The following is a 20,048-nucleotide window of genomic DNA, read 5'->3' as shown; positions in this document are numbered from 1 at the left end:
GCAGTCATGTGCGGAAGGAACGACCGATGACGTCCTGGACCACCCTCGACAGCCCGCTGGGCGAACTGCTGCTGGTGGGTGAGGAGTCGGCGACCGCGGACGGCGGCACCGCGCTCAGCTCGCTGTCCGTGCCGGGCCAGAAGGGCGGTGTGGCCGCCCCGCCGGACGGCTCGCGGCACGACCCGGAGGCATTCGCGCGGATCGCCGAGCAGCTCCGGGCGTACTTCGACGGCACCCTGACCCGCTTCTCCATCGAGTACACCCCGGGCGGCACCCCCTTCCGGCAGCAGGTCTGGAAGGCGCTGGAGACGATCGAGTACGGCACCACCGTGACGTACGGCGAGGTAGCGGACCGGATGGGCGTCCCCCGCAGTGCCTGCCGGGCGGTGGGGACCGCGATCGGCGCGAACCCGCTGCTGGTGGTGCGCCCCTGCCACCGGGTGGTGGGCAGCGACGGGACGCTGACCGGCTACGCGGGCGGCCTGCCCCGCAAGCAGGCGCTGCTGGAGCTCGAACGACTCCACCGGACCGGTTGACGGCCCGCCACGCGCAGCCGTCCCAGGCGACCCGTCACGGCGACCCGTCCCAGGCGGCCCCTCACAGGAAGGGCGTGCCCGGGTCCAGTCCGGACAGGACCCGGCCGTACAGCTCCAGGTTGGTGGCGGGGTTGACGAAGGCGTGCAGGCTCAGGGCGTTCAGATCGCGGACGATCCGCTGGACGGGGTCGTCCGCGCGGAGCGAGGAGGCGCCGGAGGCGGAGCCGATCAGGTCGGCGGCCTCCTTGCACAGCCGGGTCAGATAGCCGCTCTGGGCCCGGATCCTGGCCCGTTCCTCCTGCGTGTAGGGCTCGTCGGCGGCGGCCCTGGACTCGATCAGGGTGACCATCGCGTCGGCCAGCGCCTCGGCACAGGAGATCTTCATGGCGGCCTCGGCGGCCTGCAGATGGGTGACCGCGGCCTCGTTCTGCCGCTCGTGGAAGGTGTAGGTGATGCCGCGCCGGTGGATCCGCCCGGTGAAGTCGGCCAGTGCCGCCCGCGCCAGGCCGAGTGCCCCCGGCGCCGCCCAGGCGCAGAACAGCGGCAGGACCGGCATCCGGTAGAAGGGGTCGTCGGCGTTGGCCTTCGAGGGGAAGCGGCCGGCCAGCAGCGGGCCGACCGGCAGGACCCGGTGGGCGGGCACGAGGACCTCCCGGGCGACGACGCTGTTGCTGCCGCTGCCGGCGAGCCCCGACACCTGCCAGTCGTCGAGGATGTCCAGCTCGGCCATGGGCACGGCGGTCCACAGCAGTTCGGGCGGCCCGCCGTCGCCGGACTCGACCCGCACCGTGAGCAGATGCCAGTCGGCGTCCTGGCATCCGGTGGCGAAGCCGGAGGTCCCGGTGACGACGTACCCGCCGTCGCGGGCGACCGCGGTGGCGTCCGGGACGAGGGTGCCGCTGATACGGACGTCGGGGTTCGCGAAGATCTCGTCCTGCGCCTCGTCGGGGAAGAGCGCCGCGATGTAGGAGCAGCCGGCCTGGAGGAGGGCCGTGAAGGCTGCCGAGCCGCAGGCGCCGGCGATCTCGGCCAGGGCCCTCGTCTGGGTCCGCAGCGGGGTCTGGTAACCCCCGTACCGCCGGGGGACGTTCATCCGGTAGACGCCGGCGCCGGTCAGCGCCGCGAAAACCTCCGGAGTCACCCGCCGGTCCTGCTCGGCGCGCAGCGCGTGCTCGGCGATGAACGGCCGCAGCGCCCGCAGGCGTTCGACGATGTCCGCATCGGAATCAGGTGCGGCGGGCGGTGCCATGGGCGGCCTCCTGACGTGACGTCATATCAACGTGACGCCGATCGCCGGCCCTGTCAACGGCGCCCCCGGCCGCGGGCCATGGCCGCTGCGACCTACCCCTCCAGCCGCCCGGCGAGGATCCGGGCCCGCGCGAGCTGGACCGTACGGGCCTGGGAGGCGGCGAAGCGCAGCAGCCCCGGCGGGGTGCGCAGCCGCAGGGTGTCGGTGACGGTGCTGCGGCCGGGGTGCTTCGCGTCCGGGGTGACGTCGAAGCGGTACGAAAGCCGGACGCCGCCGGGGCTGCGCACCTCGCCGGTGATGCCGTCGTCACCGGCGGCCAGGCTGACCGCGATGCGGTTGTCGTGGCGCAGGACTCCCAGGAAGCGGAACCGCTCGACGGCCACGAAGTGGGTGACCCCGTCCACGCGGTGGATGTCGCGCACCTCGACCACCAGCGGGGACAGGCCGACGTAACTCGCCGGTTCGCGGAGATGCGCGATCACCTCCCGTGGGAAGGCGGCGACCCGGAAGGTGTGGCTCAGTTCGGCGCAGGGCATGGGCACACGATGCCAGGCCGCGGCCGCGTCCGCGGCCGGTCGGCGGGATCCCGGCGGACACCGGCATACGGGGTGCGCCGGTCAGCCGGAGAACATTCCCGCGGTCGCGTTGACCCAGGTGCCGGTGATGGCGACGCCGGCGTCGGAGGCGAGGAACGTGGCCGGGGCGGCGATGTCGGCGATCCGCGGCGAGCGCCTGGGCATCCGCAGGCCGTCGAGCTGGCGGATCAGCGCGTCGATCGCGCCGTCGGCGGCGCCGGTACCGCCCGTCATCGGGCTGCCGTTGGCCGAGCCGCTGTCCAGCGACAGGATCACCCCGGAGCCCTGGGCGGTCATCCGTCGGGCCGCCGCCCGTGCGGTGACGAACTGGCAGGCGATGCCCTGGGCGACCGGCCGGACGTAGTCCTCGACCGACGTCCGGATCAGCGGCACGCCCTGGAAGTCCCCCCGCGGCACGAGGTTGACGGAGATGTCGATCCGGCCGGCCCGCTCCACGACCGAGGTGGCGTGCGCCTCGACGGCCTCCTCGCCCGGGCGTCGAGCACGTCGTACCCGGCTCCTGTCCCGGCGGCGGCCTCGCGCGGTGTGGCCCGGGTGCGGCCGGCGAGGAACACCCGCGCCCCCGCCTCGACGTAGGCCTTCGCTATGCCGGTGCCCAGTGAGCCCGCTCCGCCGTGGACGACCGCGACCTTGTCCTTCAGCATGACTGCCCTCCCCTCGGGTGGCGGCGCCGTGTGCGCCCCCACTTGGCAGGACGGTCCCGGGCGGGGAAACCCGTCGCCGGGGCGGTATATTGCACGTCCGGCCCGGCGACGGGCGGATTATAGGACCTTCGTACCGCCAGATGCAGGCCGACCGGGATTTCACAGACTTTGCTCTATGCAAAGGCTAGTGTTCCCGGTGCCCTACCAGCCACCGGCCCCCCGCCCGGCAACTCGGCTGTGTCGCCGCCCCTGAGGAGCCCACATATGCAAACCACGCGCTACATCACGGGCACCGCGCTTGTGATCGGGGCCGGGGTCCTGACCGTCGTCGCACTGATCTACCCGACCGTGAAGGGCGTGGAGAACGCGTCGACGAGCGTCGCGGCCCAGACCGTCTCCACCCCGTTCGGACCCCTGACCGCCGATGACCGCACCTTCGTGGTGAAGGTCCGACTCGCCGGGCTGTGGGAGTTCCCCGCCGGGCAGATGGCGGAGCAGAAGGGCACCATCGCCGCGGTCAAGACCGCCGGCCAGCACCTGATCAAGGGGCACACCGACCTCGACACCACCGTCCGGTCGGTCGCCCCGCAGCTCGGGATCACCCTGCCCAACGCCCCCACGCCGCAGCAACAGGGCTTCCTGACCACGCTGTCCGCCGCCAGCGGGGCGGACTTCGACACCACGTTCGCCAACATCCTGCGGCTGACGCACGGTCAGATCTTCACCGCCATCGCGAAGATCCGCTCCACCACCAAGAACACCCTCGTCCGGCAGCTGGCCGACCAGGCCAACAACACGGTGCTCGACCACATGACGGTCATGGAGAAGACCGGCCTGGTCAACTTCGACCAGATCGTCAACGACGAGACCGCCAGCCCGACGACGAACCCCAACGACCTCATCCCGCCGTCCCCGAACCCGGGCGACCCGACGCTGATCGTGACGCCGTCCGCGAACGCCTCACTGCCCCCGGCGACTTCCTCCCCCTCCCCGTGACCGGCGCGTAGCGGCCTCTCACCAGTCCAGGTGGAGCGGCGTTCCCGAGGCGACGGCGGGCTCCCCGCCCGCCTCGGCGAACGCCTGCAACGCCTCGACGAGGTGAAGCCGCTGCCCGGCCGGCATCGCCCCGACGATGCGGGCGATCTCGCGCCGGCGCCGCTCGGTGACCTCGCCGACCGTACGGCGGCCGCCCTCGGTCAGCGAGATCACGCTGGTCCGCCGGTCGGTGGGGGACGCGCCCCGGGCGACCATGTCCACGGTCACCAGGCGGTCGATCATCCGCATGGCCGTGGACGGCTGCACCCGCAGCTCCGTGGCCAGCCGCGAAAGGCTCAGCGAGCCCCCCATGTCGAGCACCACCAGCATCCGCAGCTGCGGCAGGGTCAGGGCCTCCTCCACCGCCGCCAGCGACCGGGCCGACACCGCGACCAGCAGACGGGAAGCGGTCAGCAGGGCGTTGACCATCGCCTCGGCGTTGGGCTCAGGGGCTGAGACACGGGTCGGCATAGGACCTTTCTAACAGCCCGCGCCCCGCCCCGGCCGGGAGCGCACAAACCCGTCACACGGGCGCCGGCGTCAGGGGCCCTCGTCAGCACCGCCGGCTGCTGACGAAGGCGAACTCCGGGCGGTGCTGTCCCGCCAGGGACACTGCCGGCTGCCGGCGCCGCCGGCGGCCCGACGTCGTACACCTCCACGGCCTTGCCGCCGGCGCGGTTCACCGGCCGGTGGCCGGCGCCGGGTGCCCAGGCGGGACGGGCGAGCCTTCAGGAGACGCGGACCCCGATGACACAGGTGTCGTCGTCGGTGTCGGACCGGCTGTGGATCAGCAGCCGGTCGAGACGCTGCTCCAGGTCCTGCGAGGCGCCCCGGGCCGTGGTCAGCAGATGCTTCAGGGTGTCCTGGACCGACCGGTCCCGGCGCTCGACCAGCCCGTCGGTGTACATCAACAGCGTGTCGTCCGGCTGGAGTTGCAGCTCGGACTCCTCGTACTCGGCGTCCGCGAGGGCGCCCAGGAGCAGACCCCCCACCAGCGGCAGGGTGGTCGCCTCCGACCCGCGCACCAGGACCGGCGGCAGGTGCCCGGCCCGGGCCCAGCGCAGCACGCCGGTCGCCGGATCGTACACACCGCACACGACGGTGGCGGTGACCTGGTCGGTGAGGTGGTGGGCCACCATGTTGAGCCAGGACAGCAGCTGGCCGGGGCCCGCGCCGGTGACCGCGAGTCCGCGCAGCGCGTTGCGCAGGACGACCATGCTGGTGGCCGCCTCGATGCCGTGGCCGGCGACATCGCCGACGCACAGCAGCACCTGCTTGGTGGGGAGCACCACCGCGTCGTACCAGTCGCCGCCCACCAGGCTCTCCGTCTCCGCCGGGCGGTACCGGACGGCGAGCTGGAGACCGGGGGCGACCAGCGGCGTCCGGGTGGGCGGCATGATGGCGTGCTGGAGCTGGAGGGTGAGCCGGTTGCGCTCGACCGCCTGCTGCTCGCTGTGCGCGAGCTGGTCGCGGGTCGCGGCGAGCGCCACCTCGGTCCAGTGCTGGGCGGAGATGTCCTGGTAGGCCCCGCGTACGGTCAGCAGCCGCCCCTCGGCGTCCGGCACCGGCTCGGCGACCAGACGGATGTGCCGGGTGACGCCGTCGGAGCGTTCGAGGCGGAACGCGACCGAGGCGGAACGCCGGTGGTGCAGCACGGTCCGCAGGAAACGGCCGATGGCGTCGGAGTCGTCGGGGTGGGCGTGGTTGGGGAGGTCCTCCAGCGGCACCGGGGTGGCGCTCGGCGGCCGGCCGTAGAGCACGAACAGCTGGTCGTTCCAGGTGATCTCACCGGTCGAGAGGTTCTCCTCGAAACCGCCGACGCGTCCCAGCCGCTGCGCGTGCTGGAGCAGGCTGGCCAGCCGCGAGTCCTCGTCCTCGGCCCGCCAGATCAGCAGCACCTGGCCGCCGTGGCGGTTGATGCTGATGTCGGCGACCGTGGTCAGCGGCACCTGGTCGATCAGGGCGGTCAGCGCCATCCGCTGCGCCCGGAACGGCTCGCCGGTGGCGTAGACCCGCTCGATCTCCGCGAACAGTCCGCTCTCGCCTGCGGCCATCGGGTAGGCCTCCAGCATCAGCGCCCCGCTCACCATGCTGCGGGGGCGCCCGGCCGGGTCCAGGAAACGGTTGTTGACGTAGTGGATCCGGAAGTCGGCGAGATTGCCGTCGGCGTCCAGGTGGGGCAGCAGGACCAGGGCCGGGTCGAAGAGGCCCTCCGCCAGGTCCACCAGTTCGGAGACCCGTCCGGGCGTGGCGGGCAGCAGGGCCGCCTCGGCGGGCCGGGTGTCCAGTGTGTGCGCGCACAGCTCGGCCAGGGCCTCGGCCTGCCGCATGATCTGCGGCGGCTGCGGCTCCAGCGGGCCCGGCCAGCAGATCTCCAGCACGCCGTGGATCCGGCCGCCGGTACCGGCCGGGATGGCGGCCCGTCCGCCGTGCGGGGTCTGGGACTGTCCGACGGAGGGGACGCCCTCCTCGGAGAGCGAGTGCAGCCACACCGCCCGGCGCTCGGCCAGGGCCAGGCGCGCCACGGTGGCCACGGCGGGCGGTACATGACGCCAGCGGGCCGCCTCCTCGGCGGGCAGCCCGGCGAATCCGGCCAGGGTGAGGGAGGCGTCGGGCCCGACGCTCCAGATGACGACCGCGGTGGCGCCGATGGGCTCCAGGGCGTGCTGGAGCAGCGACTCGGCGACGGCCTGGGTGTCGTCGGCGGCCAGCGCCCCGCTCTCCGCGGTGCGCAGCCGTACCAGGGCCGAGCGGCTCTCGGCCACGCTCTCGGCCTCGCTCCGCGCCGACTCGGCGGCCCGCGCGACGAAGGCCTCGGCGGCCTCGGACAGCCGGTCCCGGGCGGCCTGGTTGACGATGTCGGCGGCCAGTTCCAGCTGGGTCACCCCGGCCCGCTCGGCGAGCGCGCCGAGCTGCTGGAGGGCCTCGGCGGGGCCGCAGTGCAGCCGTTCGACCAGGACGCCCTTGGCCAGCTCGATGAGCGCCCGCCCCTCGACGGCGGCGTGGGCCGCCCGCACCTCGTGGCGCAGCCGTTCCACAGTGGCGGCCAGCCGGCCCAGCGCGACGGGCTCGTCGGCCTGACCGGACCCGGCGTCACGGCCGGACCCGGCGTCACGGCCGGGCCCGTCGTCACGGCCGGGCCCGTCGAGTTCTCCGGGCTCTCCGGATCCGAAGAAGGGGGAACTGCTCACGCTGCTGCTCTCTTCTCAGAGGTGTCGCGAAGGCACTCAGGGGGTGAGCCATCTCCGGACGCGGGTGATGAGGTCGTCGGCGTCCACGGGCTTGGTGACGTAGTCGCTGGCGCCCGCGGCGAGGCTCTTCTCCCGGTCCCCCGGCATCGCCTTCGCGGTGACGGCGATGATCGGCAGCTGGGCGTGGGCCGGTGTCCGCCGGATCTCGGCGGTGGCCGCGTAGCCGTCCATCTCCGGCATCATCACGTCCATCAGGATCAGCGCGATCTGCGGGTTGGCGGCGAGTGTCTCGATGCCCTTGCGCCCGTTCTCGGCGTGCAGCACCCGGACGCCGTGCAGCTCCAGGATGCCGCTGAGCGCGTAGAGGTTGCGGGCGTCGTCGTCGACCACCAGGACCGTACGGCCGGACAGGGACGCGTCGACGGCCTGCGGGGCCTGCGGACGGGATTCCTCCGGCCGGACCAGCGGCAGGACGTCGCCGGGCTCCTCGGCCGACAGGTGCAGCGCGATGCGTTCGCGCAGCTCGTCCAGGCTGGACAGCAGCTCCAGCGGCCGGCTGTTCGCCCGGACCTGCAGCACGCGTTCCTGCTCGGCGTCCAGCCGGCGGTTGTTGTGCGCCAGGACGGGCAGGTTCGCCAGGGCCGAGTCACCGTCCATGGCCTCCAGGAAGCGCAGCGCCTCACCCTCGGACATGTCGAGTTCGAGGACGACGCAGTGGCAGGGCTCGGCGGCCAGGGTGACCGCCGCCTCCTGGGCGCCGACGACGGTGATGATCTCGACGGCGTGGTGCGGGCCGGCCAGGTCCCGGCCGCCGGCCAGGTCGGCCACGGCGCTCTCGGCGACCAGCGACAGCAGTCCGCGCGGACGTTCCTCGATCACCAGCAGCCGGCGCATGCGGCGCGTCACCGGTGCCGGCGCGAGCGCCGGACGGGAGCGGGCGGGGCGGGCCTCGACGGCCGCCGTCTCGTCGGCCGCCGCCGACGGCGCGGGCACTGCCGTGCCGCTCCGCTGCGGCTCCTCGAAGTCCGGCCGCGCCACCGGCATGTACAGGGTGAAGGTGCTCCCCCTGGCGACGGTGCTCTCCGCGGTGAGGGCCCCGCCCAGCAGGTAGGCGATCTCCCGGCTGATGGACAGGCCCAGCCCGGTGCCGCCGTACTTGCGGCTGGTGGTGCCGTCGGCCTGCTGGAAGGCGCCGAAGATGGTCTCCAGCTGCTGTTCGGCGATGCCGATGCCGGTGTCCTTGACCCGGAAGGCCACCACCGGGCTGCCACGGTGCACGGACTCGGGGATCTCGGCGTCGGAGGCGGGCTCGATACGCAGTTCCACCACGCCGCGCTCGGTGAACTTGACCGCGTTGGACAGCAGGTTGCGCAGGACCTGCCTCAGCCGGGAGTCGTCGGTGAGCAGGTCGGCCGGGACTCCGGCGGAGGTGGCGATCTTGAAATCGAGGCTCTTCTGGGTGGTCATGGGCCGGAAGGTGGCCTCGACGTAGTCCAGCAGCTGGCGCAGCGAGACCCGTTCGGGGTTGACGTCCATCTTCCCGGCCTCGACCTTCGACAGGTCCAGGATGTCGTTGATCAGCTGGAGCAGGTCCGAGCCGGCCGAGTGGATGATGCCCGCGTACTCCACCTGCTTGGCCGTGAGGTTGCGGGTGGGGTTCTGGGCCAGCAGCTGGGCGAGGATCAGGAGGCTGTTGAGCGGGGTGCGCAGTTCGTGGCTCATGTTCGCCAGGAACTCCGACTTGTACTTCGACGCCAGGGACAGCTGCTGGGCACGGGCCTCCAGCTCCTGCCGGGCCTGTTCGATCTCCAGGTTCTTGGCCTCGATGTCGCGGTTCTGCGAGGCCAGCAGAGCCGCCTTCTCCTCCAGCTCGGCGTTGGAGCGCTGCAGTTCCTCCTGCTGGACCTGCAACTCCTCGGACCGCGCCTGGAGTTCGCCGGCCAGCCGCTGGGACTCGCCCAGCAGCTCGTCGGTGCGGGCGTTGGCGACGATGGTGTTGACGTTGACGCCGACGGCCTCCATCAGCTGGCCGAGGAAGTCGTGGTGGATCTGGGTGAAGCGGCTGACCGAGGCCAGCTCGATCACCCCGAGCACCTGCTCCTCGACGACGATCGGCAGCACCATCAGCGCGGTGGGCACGGCCTGTCCGAGGCCGGAGGAGATGGTGACGTAACCGGGTGGCAGTTCCGTGACGTCGATGGCGCGGCGGGTGCGCGCGGCCTGGCCGACCAGCGAGCGGCCGAGCGGGATACGGGTGGGCCGGTGGTCCTCGGCGGGGTAGCCGTAGGAGCCGACGAGCGTGAGCTCGGTGCCCTCCCCGATGTCCTCCGCCAGATAGAAGGCGCCGTACTGCGCGGAGACCAGAGGGGTCAGCTCGCCCATGATCAGCTCGGCGACGACGGCCAGGTCGCGGTGGCCCTGCATGAGGCCGGAGACGCGGGCCAGGTTGGTCTTGAGCCAGTCCTGTTCCTGGTTGGCCCGGGTGGTCTCGCGCAGCGAGCCGACCATGGAGTTGATGTTGTCCTTGAGTTCGGCGACCTCGCCGGAGGCGTCGACGGTGATGGACCGGGTCAGGTCGCCCTCGGCGACGGCGCTGGCCACCTCGGCGATGGCCCGTACCTGACGGGTCAGGTTGCCGGCCAGCTCGTTGACGTTCTCGGTGAGCCGCTTCCAGGTGCCCGAGACACCCTCGACCTCGGCCTGGCCGCCGAGCCGGCCCTCGCTGCCGACCTCGCGGGCGACCCGGGTGACCTCGGCGGCGAACGAGGACAGCTGGTCGACCATCGTGTTGATGGTCGTCTTCAGCTCCAGGATCTCGCCGCGCGCGTCGACGTCGATCTTCTTGGACAGGTCGCCGTTGGCGACGGCGGTGGTGACCAGGGCGATGTTGCGGACCTGCCCGGTCAGGTTGTTCGCCATCGAGTTGACGTTGTCGGTGAGGTCCTTCCAGGTACCGGCCACGTTGGGCACCCGGGCCTGGCCGCCGAGCCGGCCCTCGGTGCCCACCTCGCGGGCCACCCGGGTCACCTCGTCCGCGAACGCCGACAGGGTGTCGACCATCGTGTTGATCACGCCGGCCAGCGCGGCGACCTCGCCCTTGGCCTCGACGGTGATCTTCTGCGAGAGGTCACCGCGGGCCACCGCCGTCGCCACCTGGGCGATGGAACGCACCTGGCCGGTGAGGTTCGACGCCATGACGTTGACGTTGTCGGTGAGGTCCTTCCAGGTGCCCGAGACGCCCCGTACGGTCGCCTGGCCGCCGAGGTTGCCCTCGGTGCCCACCTCGCGGGCCACCCGGGTCACCTCGTCGGCGAACGCCGAGAGCTGGTCGACCATCGTGTTGATGGTCTCCTTCAGCTCCGCGATCTCGCCCCGCGCGTCCACCCGGATCTTCTGCGACAGGTCACCCTGCGCGACCGCCGTGGTCACCTGGGCGATGGACCGCACCTGCGCGGTCAGATTGTCGCCCATGACGTTGACGGACTCGGTGAGGTCCTTCCAGGTGCCGGAGACGCCCTTGACGTCGGCCTGGCCGCCGAGCCGGCCCTCGGTGCCCACCTCGCGGGCGACCCGGGTCACCTCGTCGGCGAACGCGGAGAGCTGGTCGACCATCGTGTTGATGGTCTCCTTCAGCTCCAGGATCTCGCCCCGCGCGTCCACCCGGATCTTCTGCGACAGGTCACCCTGCGCCACCGCGGTCGCCACCTGGGCGATGGACCGCACCTGCGCGGTCAGGTTGCCGGCCATGAAGTTCACCGAGTCGGTGAGGTCGCGCCAGGTGCCGGAGACGCCCTTGACGTCGGCCTGGCCGCCGAGCTGGCCCTCGGTGCCCACCTCGCGGGCCATGCGGGTGACCTCGTCGGCGAAGGACGAGAGCTGGTCGACCATCGTGTTGATGGTGTTCTTCAGCTCCAGGATCTCGCCGCGCGCGTCCACCGTGATCTTCTGCGACAGGTCGCCCTTGGCCACGGCCGTGGTCACCTGGGCGATGTTGCGCACCTGGTCGGTGAGGTTGCCGGCCATGAAGTTCACCGAGTCGGTGAGGTCGCGCCACACCCCGCCGACGCCGGGTACCTGTGCCTGGCCGCCGAGCCGGCCCTCGCTGCCGACCTCGCGGGCGACCCGGGTCACCTCGTCGGCGAACGCCGAGAGCTGGTCGACCATCGTGTTGACGGTCTCCTTCAGCTCCAGGATCTCGCCCTGGGCGTCCACGTCGATCTTCTGCGACAGATCGCCCCTGGCCACGGCCGTGGCCACCTGGGCGATGTCACGGACCTGGGTGGTGAGGTTGCCGGCCATGGCGTTGACGGAGTCCGTCAGGTCCGCCCAGGTCCCGGAGACGCCGGGGACCTCGGCCTGACCGCCCAGGGTGCCCTCGGTGCCGACCTCGCGGGCGACCCGGGTGACCTCGGAGGTGAACAGCGACAGCTGGTCGACCATGCCGTTGAACACCGTCGCGATCTCGCCCAGGAGACCGTCGGCCTCGTCGGGCAGCCGCGTACCGAAGTCACCGTCGCGCACGGCGGTCAGACCTGCGAGCAGCTGCCGCAGTTCCGGCTCACCCACCTTGCCGGCGCCCCGTCCGCCACGGGGACGCGGACCGGGGGCCACTTCCTCGGTCGTGGTCTCTGCCATGTCCATCCTCGATCCGCCGGGCACCGTCCCGGAAAGTGTTCCAGGAGCCGGCCGGGCCCCTCGTGGGCCCGGGCCTCCGTCTGTTCCACGTCTCTGGTCGTTGGTTTCGAAAGCGCTTTACCGTTGTCGGACGGCAAATATCCGGAGGCTATCCCGTCTCACCGCGCGTGACAATTCTCCCCGAGAGGCCGGGCGGAACACCACTGGTCCGCAGCATCTCCGATGCGGAGCCACGTGTACACCCGCGCCCGTACCCGGCGCCGGACACCGGTGGCGGAATCAGCCCTTCCGCGCGGCCGCCCGTCACCCCAGAAGGCGGGCCGGGGACCCCAGAAACCGTCCCCGCCGGGGTCGCCGGCGGCTCCGTCCTCTATAGCGTGAACGTTCCATCTCTCCACCGCACCCTCCGGTGCGGACCGTCGAGTGCACGGGCGCATACGTGGCTGTTCTCACGCCGAGCCGCCGCCGGCCGGCCGTACCGCCGTGCGGTGGGGGAATCACGAGGGACCATGAGGATCCAGGATCAGAGCGACGCGTCCATGGGCGTCGTCGTGGAGGACTTCGACGCGGCCGGGGCGGACCCCGGGGACGTCGACGAACTCAGGAAGGCCGTCTACACCAGGAAGATCGCCGTCCTGAAAAACCAGCACCTCACCCCGGCGCAGTTCGTCGCGCTCGGGAAGGCGCTCGGTGAGGTCGAGCGCTACTACGAGCCGATGTACTGGCACCCCGAGGAGCCGGACATCTTCGTCTCCTCCAACGTCAAGGAGAGCGACACGGCCGTCGGCGTGCCCCGGACCGGGGCGTTCTGGCACGCGGACTACATGATGATGCCGCGCCCCTTCGCGTTGACCCTGATCTATCCGCAGGTGGTTCCCCGGCACAACCGGGGCACCTACTTCATCGACATGGGCCGCGCCTACGAGCGGCTGTCGCGGGAGCAGAAGGACGCCGTCGAGGGCACCCGCGCGGTGCACGACCCGGTCCGGCACATCAAGATCCGGCCGGAGGACGTGTACAAGCCGGTGGGACAGGTGCTCGACGAGATCCGGCGCAGCACCCCGCCGATCTCCCATCCGACGGTGTTCACCCACCCCGTCACCGGTGAGTCCGTGCTCTACGTCACCAGCGCGGCCACCACCGCCATCGAGGACCCCGACGGCGGCACCCGGCCCGACGGCCTGCTGCGGGACCTGCTGGAGGCCAGCGGCCAGCTCGACGACACCTTCCGCCACGAAGCAGTCCATCTGCAGACCTTCGAGGAGGGCGACCTGCTCGTCTGGGACAACCGCAGCCTGATGCACCGGGCCCTGCACACCCCGAAGCCGGAGCCGACGGTCTCCTTCCGGGTGACCGCCCACGACGCGTACGGATACTTCGGTGCGGCCCGCTGACCGGCCCGGGGCGCCGGTCGACGAGGCCGTGGTGTCCGGCGTCGGGCTGACCGCGCTCAACATCGCGGCGGGACGCGCCATCGAGACCAACCACCCCCAGGGCCTGATCGACGATCCCTTCGCCGAGCTCTTCGTCCGGGCGGTGTCGGCGCAGGTCACGTTGCCGACCAGGATCGAGGAGGTCGAGGACGGCGACCAGGACGCGGTGTGGGGGCGGGGCGGACGCTACTTCGGCCTGCGCACCCGGGTTTTCGACGACTGGTTCGGCCGGGCCGCCGAGGCCGGGATCCGCCAGTTCGTCCTGCTGGCGGCGGGCCTGGACTCACGGGCCTACCGGCTCGGCCTGCCCGGCGACAGCGACCTGTACGAGATCGACCGGCCGCCGGTGCTGGCCTTCAAGCAGCGGGTCCTGGACTCGGTGGGCGCCGAGCCCGGGGTGCGGCGCCACCCGATCGCCGCCGACCTGGCCGGCCCGTGGTCGCGGGCGCTGCTGGCGGCCGGACTCGACCCGGCACGGCCGACCGCCTGGCTCGCCGAGGGGCTGCTGGTCTATCTGTCCGCCGAGGTGGAGACCCGGCTGCTGGAGACCGTGCTGTCGCTGTCGGCACCCGGCAGCCGGATCGCGCTGGAGATCGCGCTGAAGCACACCACGGACCAGGTGCGCCGCGACCCGGTCTTCACCGAGGGCCGGGAGAAGCTCGGCGTGGACATGGGCGCGCTGTTCAGCACCCAGGAGCGCCGCGACCCGGTCGCCTGGCTGACCGGCCAGGGCTGGGCGATGTCCGGCGGCTCGGCCTTCGGCTTCCAGGCGCGCTACGGCCGCGGCCCCGGCGAGGACAGCGGTGACGTGGTCTCGCAGATGCGCCTGTTCACGGGTGTGACGCACTGACCGGAAGGGGGATCCACATGTCCGGCATCATCGCGGCGACCACGGTCCACGCGTACGACGAGGAACTGGCGGAGCAGGTTCTCCGGCCGTACCGGCCCGACTGCCGCTACCTGCGGTCCTGCGTGATCCAGGTCGAGGGCGATCCGCGGGACGGCGGCCGGGTCACCGGTAGGGCCGATTTCCACATCGGCGAGTCCTGGTACATCGCCGACACCGGCCACTTCAACTCCGTCGAGTTCAACCTGTGTTCCAACCAGCTCGGCTACTACATGTTCGCCAAGGCGGCGCAGGACGGGCTGATGTGGCCGTTCTCGCGGTGGAGCATGGCGGAGTACCGGGAAAGACAGCTGGGCAGCATCCTGATCACCGATTTCCGGAGCTCGTTCCGGCGGCCGCTCGATCCGGCCTCCTTCCAGGGCGAGCTGAGTTTCGTCAGGATCGTGGAGCGGCTCGACGTCGTGATCATCCAGGCCAGGTCCCGGTTCTGGGACGCGGCCGGCGGCAGATGCTCCGGTGAGTTCCGGGTGGCCGTCGTCGGCCCGCCCGGGCCGGGCCGGGCCGGCGGCTGAACCCGCCGGCTGAACGGCGGTGGAGCCGGGTCAGGCCAGCAGGCGCAGCCGGGTCGGGGCGACACCGATCCGGACGACCTGGCCCCAGGTCAGGTCCAGGGCGTCGGCCTCGATGCCGTCGCCGAAGGCGACCAGCCGGTCGGACTCGACGGTGAGCGAGAGTCGCCGGCCCTGCGCGAGCACGCCCTGCACCTGCTCGGTGCCGGTGGTGGGCGACGGCCAGGCCTCGCGGACGAACCAGGCCAGCTCGGGACTGGCCGGGGCGGGCAGCCGCAGCGGGCTGCCGCGCTCCAGCCAGGCGGAGCGGCACCAGCCGGTGGCGCCGGTCCCGGTGCCGACCAGCACCCCCGAACTGGCCTGCTGCTCGGGGGCGTTGCCGGCCTCCAGGCGGTAGCGCGCGGTCTGGTGCCCCGGCTGGCCGAGGTAGATCTCGTTGAGGGCCAGCAGCCGCTGGGTGTCGTCGGCGACGGCCTCCACCATGGTGCGGGCGTCGAGCCGGCGCTCGACCCCCGCCGAGGTGGCGGCGCGCAGCAGCCCGGCGGCGTTCTCGGCGCGGTGGCGGACCAGAACGCCGGGGTTGCGGCCCGGTTCGGCGTCGATGCCGACGACGGGCTGCCCGTCGAGGTACTTGGCGGTGTTGGCGACCAGCCCGTCCTGCCCGACGACGACCACCACGTCGTCGGGCGCGAACAGGAAGCGGGCCAGGTCGCCGCGTTCCACCCGGGCGTGCCGCCAGTCGGCCGGCACCGCCGCGGCGACCTGGGCGAGGGCGGCCTCGGTGAGCCGGTGCCGCAGTTCGACCTCCTGGATCCCCCGGCCCCGGGTGCGCAGGAAGAACTCCGCCTGTCCCCGGGTGCCGTGACGGTCGATCAGTTGCTGGTACTCGGTGCGCCGGTGGACCAGTACGGCGCGCGGGGCCAGGCTCATCGGGTCAGCCGGCCCAGCAGGTCGGTGACCAGGTCCGGGGTGAGGGTCAGATGTTCCACCCGGGGCAGGTTGCCGGCCAGCTCCGTGAGGGCGAGCGCGTGCAGTACGGCCGGGTCGACCTGCTGGTGCGCGGCGAGCCGGTCGGCCTCGGCGGCGGCGGTCGCGGCACCCAGCGTCCGTACGGCCTCGGCCTCGGCGGTGGCCAGGGTGGTCCGGCGGACGGCCTCGGACTCGGTCCGTACGGCCGCGGCGGCGGCCTCCTCCTGCGCCGTGCGGCGCGCGTTGGTGCCCTGCTGGGCGACCAGTTGCTCCTCACGGCGGGCGAGTTCGATCCGGCTCTCCAGCTCGTTCTCGGAGATCGCCCGCTCCCGCTCGACGGCGACCGCCCGGCGCTCGTAGGTCGCCCGGTCGGCCTCCTGCTGGATCTGCTCACGGGCGGGGGTGCGCAGCGCCCGCTCCACCTCGGGCTCGGGCCGCAGTGCGACCACGCGGACGGCGATGACCTCCAGCCCGGTCTCGGTCAGCCGTGGCTCCGCGCCCAGCCCCTCGGCCATCCGTGCCCGTACCGCCGCCACACCGTCGGCCAGCGCGTCGGCGAGGCTGGTGCGGGCGAGCAGGTGCAGGGCGTGCTGCTGGGCGGTCTCGGTGAGCAGTGTGCCGATCTGCTCCAGCGGCGCGGCGCGCCAGACCCCGCGGTGGGGGTCGATGGCGAAGTCGATCCGGGTGGCCGCGGCCGCCGGGTCGGTGATCCGGAAGGTCACCGTGGCCTGCACGGTGACGTCCTGGAAGTCGGCCGTGCGGGCGTGGAAGAGCATGGCCAGTTCCCGGTCGTCCACGGGGACCTCGGACAGTGCCGCCACCAGTGGCCGGAACCAGAAGGCCAGTCCGACCCCCTCGTGGACGACCTGTCCGCGGCGCAGGTGCCGGATGTGCGAGGTGGGTGTCGCGCGCAGGTGTCGCAGCCCGAACCGCTTGCTGATGTCGGCCATATCGGCCCCCCTTATCGTCAGTACGACAATACGAGACGGGCCGCTTATCGTCAAGATGACCTTATTGGTCGGCGAGCCCGATCCGCACGACGACGCACTTGCCGACCGGCCGAGGGCGGATCTCCACCTCGTCGCTGAGCGCGGTGACGACCTCCAGACCGTGCCGGCCGATGCGCGCCGGATCGTGGTGGTGGGCGAAGGGCAGCGCCGGCTCGGTGTCCCACACCAGGATCACCACCGTGGTGCCGTGCAGCTCCAGGTCCAGCACACACGGCCCCGGGGCGTACTTCACCGCGTTGGTGACGAGTTCACTCACGATCAGCCGCACCGCGTCGGCCCGCCGGTCGCCGACCGGGACCCCGTGGTCGGCGACGACCCTGGCGAGGAATCCGGTGGCGAAGCGGCGCGCCTCACCGATGGTCTCCGGCTCGCCGTCATAGTTCGCGCTCACCCGTATCCGCGGCCCCGCAGGTGTCGCACCGCTCCCGCTCACGCGTTCGTTTCCTCCCGCACGCCCCGCGCGGAAGCCGGTCGTTCCGCGCCCCTCGTCTACCCCTGCGCACCGACCCGATGCACAGTCGGCACACAGCACGTTTGACCGCCGCCCGGGTGGAGCAAAAGGAAGGACGGCATCCACTCGATGCCACGTTCGAACTGGAAAGACGCGGCAGCGAGCATCATGCCGACGAAAGGAGGAGTGCAGCATGGCGCGTCTGCACGTGCGGTCCGCCGGTCCACCGCCGCGGGACGACATCGCCGTCCTCACGCTCACCGGCGAACTCGACATGGACACCGAGAACCTGCTGTCCGACGCCGCCGTCATGAGCCGGCCTGCCCATGTCATCCACCTGGCCCTGGACTGCGACCGGCTCGACTTCTGCGACTCCCGGGGACTGACGGCGCTGCTCCGCCTGTGGCACGACACCCGCGACCGCGGCGGCCAGCTGGTGCTGGTGGCCCCCCGGCCCCAGCTCAGGTACCTCCTGGAGATCACCGGCAGCGATACCCTCTTCGCCCTGGCCGCCACCGTCGAGGAGGTACTCGACCGGCTCCCCGGAGCCCGGCCGGTCGCACCGGGCCCGGCGCGTCCCCCCGTGACACCGGCGCCGTGACGGCCGGCCGTACCCTCAGTCCCGCGCCTGGGCGGCGACGATGACCCGCAGCGCGCGGCTGAGGGGGCTGTCGGAGAACAGGTCCGTCTCGGGGGGCAGTTCGACGAGCCGGCCGTGGGCGAGCACGAGGACGCCGGAGACGCCGGGCTGCGCCCCGCCGGGCTCCTGGAGCCATTTGCCGAAGGACGGCGCGGTGGTGTCCTGGTTGGCCCTGCTCCGCCGGCCGACCTCGCGCATCAGGTCGTCGACGCTGGTCAGCGCGTCGACGGAGGCGAACGGCACGCTCACGGCGGGTTCCTCGACCAGCTGGACGCGGGGCGCCTGCGCGGCGCGGCCGGCCGGCCAGAGGTCGCGGCCGTAACGGTCGTAGTAGAGCAGGCTGTGGGCGGAGTCGATGCCGCCGACGAAGGGGCGGTCGAAGCTCACCCGCCGGGTCGCGGCGATGAACTCCTTGGGGATCCGGGGGTCCGCGGCCTCCGGCCAGTGTTCGGCTCCTGAGCCCTGTTCCCGCCAGGGGATGTAGCGCCGGATGTCGTCCGAGACGGACGGCGGGAGCAGTTCGATGCCGAAGCGGGCGGGTTCCTTGGCGACGATGGAGCCGGGGGTCAGGGAGAAGACGCCGATCCCGGCCGTCGTCCACAGCTCCTCGTGCTCCTGGAGGAACTCGTAGGTGGCCAGGGCCTCCGCCTCGGACTCGGTGGGAAAGCCGGTGAAGCCCATCATCTGCGCCGCGATGCCGTTGCGCGTCAACTCGTTCAGGACGGCGGGGACGTTGGCGATCCGGACGCCCTTGTCGATGAGGTCGAGGACGCGTTGGGTGCCCGACTCGTAGCCGAAGGAGATCGCGACACAGCCGGAGGAGGCCAGCAGGTCGCCGACGGCCCGCTCGGGCAGGGTGCGTTCCAGCCGCAGTTCGGCGCCCCACCTGATGTCGAGGGGCGAATCGGCGAGCGCGGTGGCGAGATCGCGCAGGTAGCGGGGGGACATCGCGTCCACCGCGAAGTACAGGAACCTGCCGTGCCGGGTGGCCTGGCGCAGGTCCTCCAGTACGGCGGCGACCGGCCGTTCGCGCGAGGGCGACGTCGGCTTGTCGGTGTTGAGGCCGTAGTCGCAGAAAGTGCACTTGTTCCAGTAGCAGCCGCGGGTCGGGCTGTAGAGGATGACCGGCTCCGGCGACCAGTACCGGGACCAGTCCCACACGTCGTAGGCGGGGCTCGGGAGGGTGGCCACACTCCCGTAGGTGATCTGCCGGCTCGGCTCGGACCGGGTCAGGACCCCCTCGATTCCGTCGAAGCCGCCGCAGCCGCCGGAGCCGCCGGAGCCGCCGGAGCCGGCTTTGTCGCGGATCGCGTCGAGGATGTCGATGAGCACGGTCTCGCCCTCGCCGGGGACGATGAGGTCCGCGTCGCGGAAGACCCGCCACAGGGCGTCCCGGTCGTCCGTATACTTGACGACGTCGCCGGTCTCGGTGCCGCCGAAGACGATGACCGCCTCCGGGACGACACTGCGGATCAGGCGCGCCATGCGCAGCGCCACCGGCAGCTGGCTGGTGTAGTTGACCGACAGCCCGACCAGGCCCCAGGGCTGTTCGCGCAGGCAGGCGCTGAACTCGTCCGCCAGATAGCCCTCGAAGGGGCGGGAGACGGCGGCGAGCAGCGCGGGGTCGGCCAGGTCCGAGGTGCTGCACAGATTGACCACGGACTTGCCCCGCATCGAGAAGCCGTCGAGCGCTCCGACGGGCATGTCGAGCGCCAGCAGGTCCCACCAGCGGCTCATCACCGCGACGGCCTGGCTGTAGGTCGCCTGGTGGTAGAAGAGCTCCGGGTCCTTGAAGACGGTGACGGCGCCCTGCGCCGAGCCGGCCGTCAGGCCTTCGGCGGCCAGGGCCAGCCGGTAGCGGATCTCGTCCAGCCGGGTCAGGGACGGACTCTGTTCCAAGCGGGTCCGGAGCCGCCGGGCGCGTTCGATCGTGGCACCGAAGCGGTCGGGGGCGGCCAGGTACTCGAACGCGTCGAGGTTGGCGTCCACGCAGCGGTAGGACCGGTGACCGGCCTCCCGGGCCGCTCCCACGAGGTAGGGAATGGAGTGGTAGGCGGTGGTGGGGTCGGTCACCGGCGGATTGACCAGGAGGTACGGAATGTCGCTGCCTTCCCGCCTGGTGGGCGGGGCGGTCCTGCCAAGCGGAACGAACACGCTCATCCCGGTGACTCCCGTCTTGTCACGTCCCCATGGATACTGGAGATGAGATATTGGATATCGGATATTGCTGATCGAATATCACA

Annotated in this window: 16 protein-coding genes; 6 read left to right on the top strand and 10 right to left on the bottom strand. The window is 72.0% G+C overall.

Annotated elements, in window-relative coordinates:
* Positions 1-26: 26 nt before the first annotated feature.
* Complete coding sequence (locus RWE79_RS32285) at positions 27-536, top strand: methylated-DNA--[protein]-cysteine S-methyltransferase (protein ID WP_475943613.1); 510 nt, start codon at positions 27-29, stop codon at positions 534-536.
* Between the two features lie 61 nt (positions 537-597).
* Here RWE79_RS32285 and RWE79_RS32280 read toward each other — a convergent pair whose 3' ends face one another.
* From RWE79_RS32280 to RWE79_RS32270, 3 genes are all read right to left on the bottom strand, one after another.
* Entirely contained in the window at positions 598-1,785 is a 1,188-nt protein-coding gene (locus tag RWE79_RS32280) for an acyl-CoA dehydrogenase family protein (RefSeq protein WP_475943612.1), read from the bottom strand.
* 92 nt (positions 1,786-1,877) lie between these two features.
* Positions 1,878-2,321, bottom strand: a complete 444-nt coding sequence (locus RWE79_RS32275) for an SRPBCC family protein (protein ID WP_475943611.1) — start codon at positions 2,319-2,321, stop codon at positions 1,878-1,880.
* An 81-nt stretch (positions 2,322-2,402) separates the two neighbouring features.
* The gene (locus RWE79_RS32270; protein ID WP_475943610.1) at positions 2,403-2,816 is read right to left on the bottom strand and encodes a hypothetical protein; all 414 of its coding nucleotides are present in this window, start codon (positions 2,814-2,816) and stop codon (positions 2,403-2,405) included.
* Between the two features lie 473 nt (positions 2,817-3,289).
* On the opposite strand from RWE79_RS32270, the gene RWE79_RS32265 reads away from it, so the two are divergent.
* Positions 3,290-4,021, top strand: coding sequence for a DUF4142 domain-containing protein (locus RWE79_RS32265; RefSeq protein ID WP_475943609.1), 732 nt, complete (start codon positions 3,290-3,292; stop codon positions 4,019-4,021).
* A gap of 18 nt (positions 4,022-4,039) precedes the next feature.
* On the opposite strand, the gene RWE79_RS32260 is transcribed toward RWE79_RS32265, so the two are convergent.
* From RWE79_RS32260 to RWE79_RS32250, 3 genes are all read right to left on the bottom strand, one after another.
* Positions 4,040-4,531: a MarR family winged helix-turn-helix transcriptional regulator gene (locus RWE79_RS32260; RefSeq protein ID WP_475943608.1), complete on the bottom strand. Its 492-nt coding sequence runs from the start codon at positions 4,529-4,531 to the stop codon at positions 4,040-4,042.
* 257 nt (positions 4,532-4,788) lie between these two features.
* Positions 4,789-7,251: a SpoIIE family protein phosphatase gene (locus tag RWE79_RS32255; RefSeq protein WP_475943607.1), complete on the bottom strand. Its 2,463-nt coding sequence runs from the start codon at positions 7,249-7,251 to the stop codon at positions 4,789-4,791.
* Between the two features lie 36 nt (positions 7,252-7,287).
* A complete protein-coding gene (locus tag RWE79_RS32250; RefSeq protein ID WP_475943606.1) occupies positions 7,288-11,886 on the bottom strand; it encodes a HAMP domain-containing protein in 4,599 nt (1,532 codons plus the stop codon).
* A 509-nt stretch (positions 11,887-12,395) separates the two neighbouring features.
* On the opposite strand from RWE79_RS32250, the gene scoE reads away from it, so the two are divergent.
* The 3 genes from scoE to RWE79_RS32235 are packed head-to-tail and all read left to right on the top strand — an operon-like array spanning position 12,396 to position 14,738.
* Entirely contained in the window at positions 12,396-13,280 is an 885-nt protein-coding gene (scoE, locus tag RWE79_RS32245; RefSeq protein ID WP_475943605.1) for a (3R)-3-[(carboxymethyl)amino]fatty acid oxygenase/decarboxylase, read from the top strand.
* Positions 13,267-14,169 carry an SAM-dependent methyltransferase gene (locus tag RWE79_RS32240; protein ID WP_475943604.1) on the top strand — a complete coding sequence of 301 codons (903 nt, stop codon included), beginning with the start codon at positions 13,267-13,269 and terminating at the stop codon, positions 14,167-14,169. Before scoE ends, RWE79_RS32240 begins: the two co-directional genes overlap by 14 nt.
* A 17-nt stretch (positions 14,170-14,186) precedes the next feature.
* On the top strand, positions 14,187-14,738 hold the full coding sequence (locus tag RWE79_RS32235; protein WP_475943603.1) for an FcoT family thioesterase: 552 nt from the start codon (positions 14,187-14,189) through the stop codon (positions 14,736-14,738).
* 30 nt (positions 14,739-14,768) lie between these two features.
* Here RWE79_RS32235 and RWE79_RS32230 read toward each other — a convergent pair whose 3' ends face one another.
* From RWE79_RS32230 to RWE79_RS32220, 3 genes are all read right to left on the bottom strand, one after another.
* Positions 14,769-15,665 (bottom strand): diacylglycerol kinase catalytic domain-containing protein, encoded by an 897-nt coding sequence (locus RWE79_RS32230; RefSeq protein WP_475943602.1) that lies wholly within the window; start codon positions 15,663-15,665, stop codon positions 14,769-14,771.
* Positions 15,662-16,654: an SPFH domain-containing protein gene (locus RWE79_RS32225; RefSeq protein WP_475943601.1), complete on the bottom strand. Its 993-nt coding sequence runs from the start codon at positions 16,652-16,654 to the stop codon at positions 15,662-15,664. Before RWE79_RS32225 ends, RWE79_RS32230 begins: the two co-directional genes overlap by 4 nt.
* A 61-nt stretch (positions 16,655-16,715) precedes the next feature.
* The gene (locus RWE79_RS32220) at positions 16,716-17,105 is read right to left on the bottom strand and encodes an ATP-binding protein (RefSeq protein ID WP_475943600.1); all 390 of its coding nucleotides are present in this window, start codon (positions 17,103-17,105) and stop codon (positions 16,716-16,718) included.
* Positions 17,106-17,358: 253 nt separating this feature from the next.
* On the opposite strand from RWE79_RS32220, the gene RWE79_RS32215 reads away from it, so the two are divergent.
* Positions 17,359-17,766 carry an STAS domain-containing protein gene (locus RWE79_RS32215; protein ID WP_475943599.1) on the top strand — a complete coding sequence of 136 codons (408 nt, stop codon included), beginning with the start codon at positions 17,359-17,361 and terminating at the stop codon, positions 17,764-17,766.
* 15 nt (positions 17,767-17,781) lie between these two features.
* Here RWE79_RS32215 and RWE79_RS32210 read toward each other — a convergent pair whose 3' ends face one another.
* Entirely contained in the window at positions 17,782-19,965 is a 2,184-nt protein-coding gene (locus RWE79_RS32210) for a B12-binding domain-containing radical SAM protein (RefSeq protein ID WP_475943598.1), read from the bottom strand.
* Positions 19,966-20,048: the final 83 nt, after the last annotated feature.

It is taken from the genome of Streptomyces sp. RLA131 (assembly GCF_056270125.1).
The sequence above is the reverse complement of the archived record's forward strand: the minus strand, read 5'-3'. Positions and strand labels throughout refer to the sequence as shown.

Coding starts and splice junctions, on each gene's coding strand:
- scoE (WP_475943605.1), top strand. CDS start 12,396: ATGAGGATCCAGGATCAGAGCGACGCGTCCATGGGCGTCGTCGTGGAG.
- RWE79_RS32235 (WP_475943603.1), top strand. CDS start 14,187: ATGTCCGGCATCATCGCGGCGACCACGGTCCACGCGTACGACGAGGAA.
- RWE79_RS32225 (WP_475943601.1), bottom strand. CDS start 16,654: ATGGCCGACATCAGCAAGCGGTTCGGGCTGCGACACCTGCGCGCGACA.
- RWE79_RS32210 (WP_475943598.1), bottom strand. CDS start 19,965: ATGAGCGTGTTCGTTCCGCTTGGCAGGACCGCCCCGCCCACCAGGCGG.
- RWE79_RS32215 (WP_475943599.1), top strand. CDS start 17,359: ATGGCGCGTCTGCACGTGCGGTCCGCCGGTCCACCGCCGCGGGACGAC.
- RWE79_RS32250 (WP_475943606.1), bottom strand. CDS start 11,886: ATGGCAGAGACCACGACCGAGGAAGTGGCCCCCGGTCCGCGTCCCCGT.
- RWE79_RS32230 (WP_475943602.1), bottom strand. CDS start 15,665: ATGAGCCTGGCCCCGCGCGCCGTACTGGTCCACCGGCGCACCGAGTAC.
- RWE79_RS32265 (WP_475943609.1), top strand. CDS start 3,290: ATGCAAACCACGCGCTACATCACGGGCACCGCGCTTGTGATCGGGGCC.
- RWE79_RS32285 (WP_475943613.1), top strand. CDS start 27: ATGACGTCCTGGACCACCCTCGACAGCCCGCTGGGCGAACTGCTGCTG.
- RWE79_RS32260 (WP_475943608.1), bottom strand. CDS start 4,531: ATGCCGACCCGTGTCTCAGCCCCTGAGCCCAACGCCGAGGCGATGGTC.
- RWE79_RS32280 (WP_475943612.1), bottom strand. CDS start 1,785: ATGGCACCGCCCGCCGCACCTGATTCCGATGCGGACATCGTCGAACGC.
- RWE79_RS32275 (WP_475943611.1), bottom strand. CDS start 2,321: ATGCCCTGCGCCGAACTGAGCCACACCTTCCGGGTCGCCGCCTTCCCA.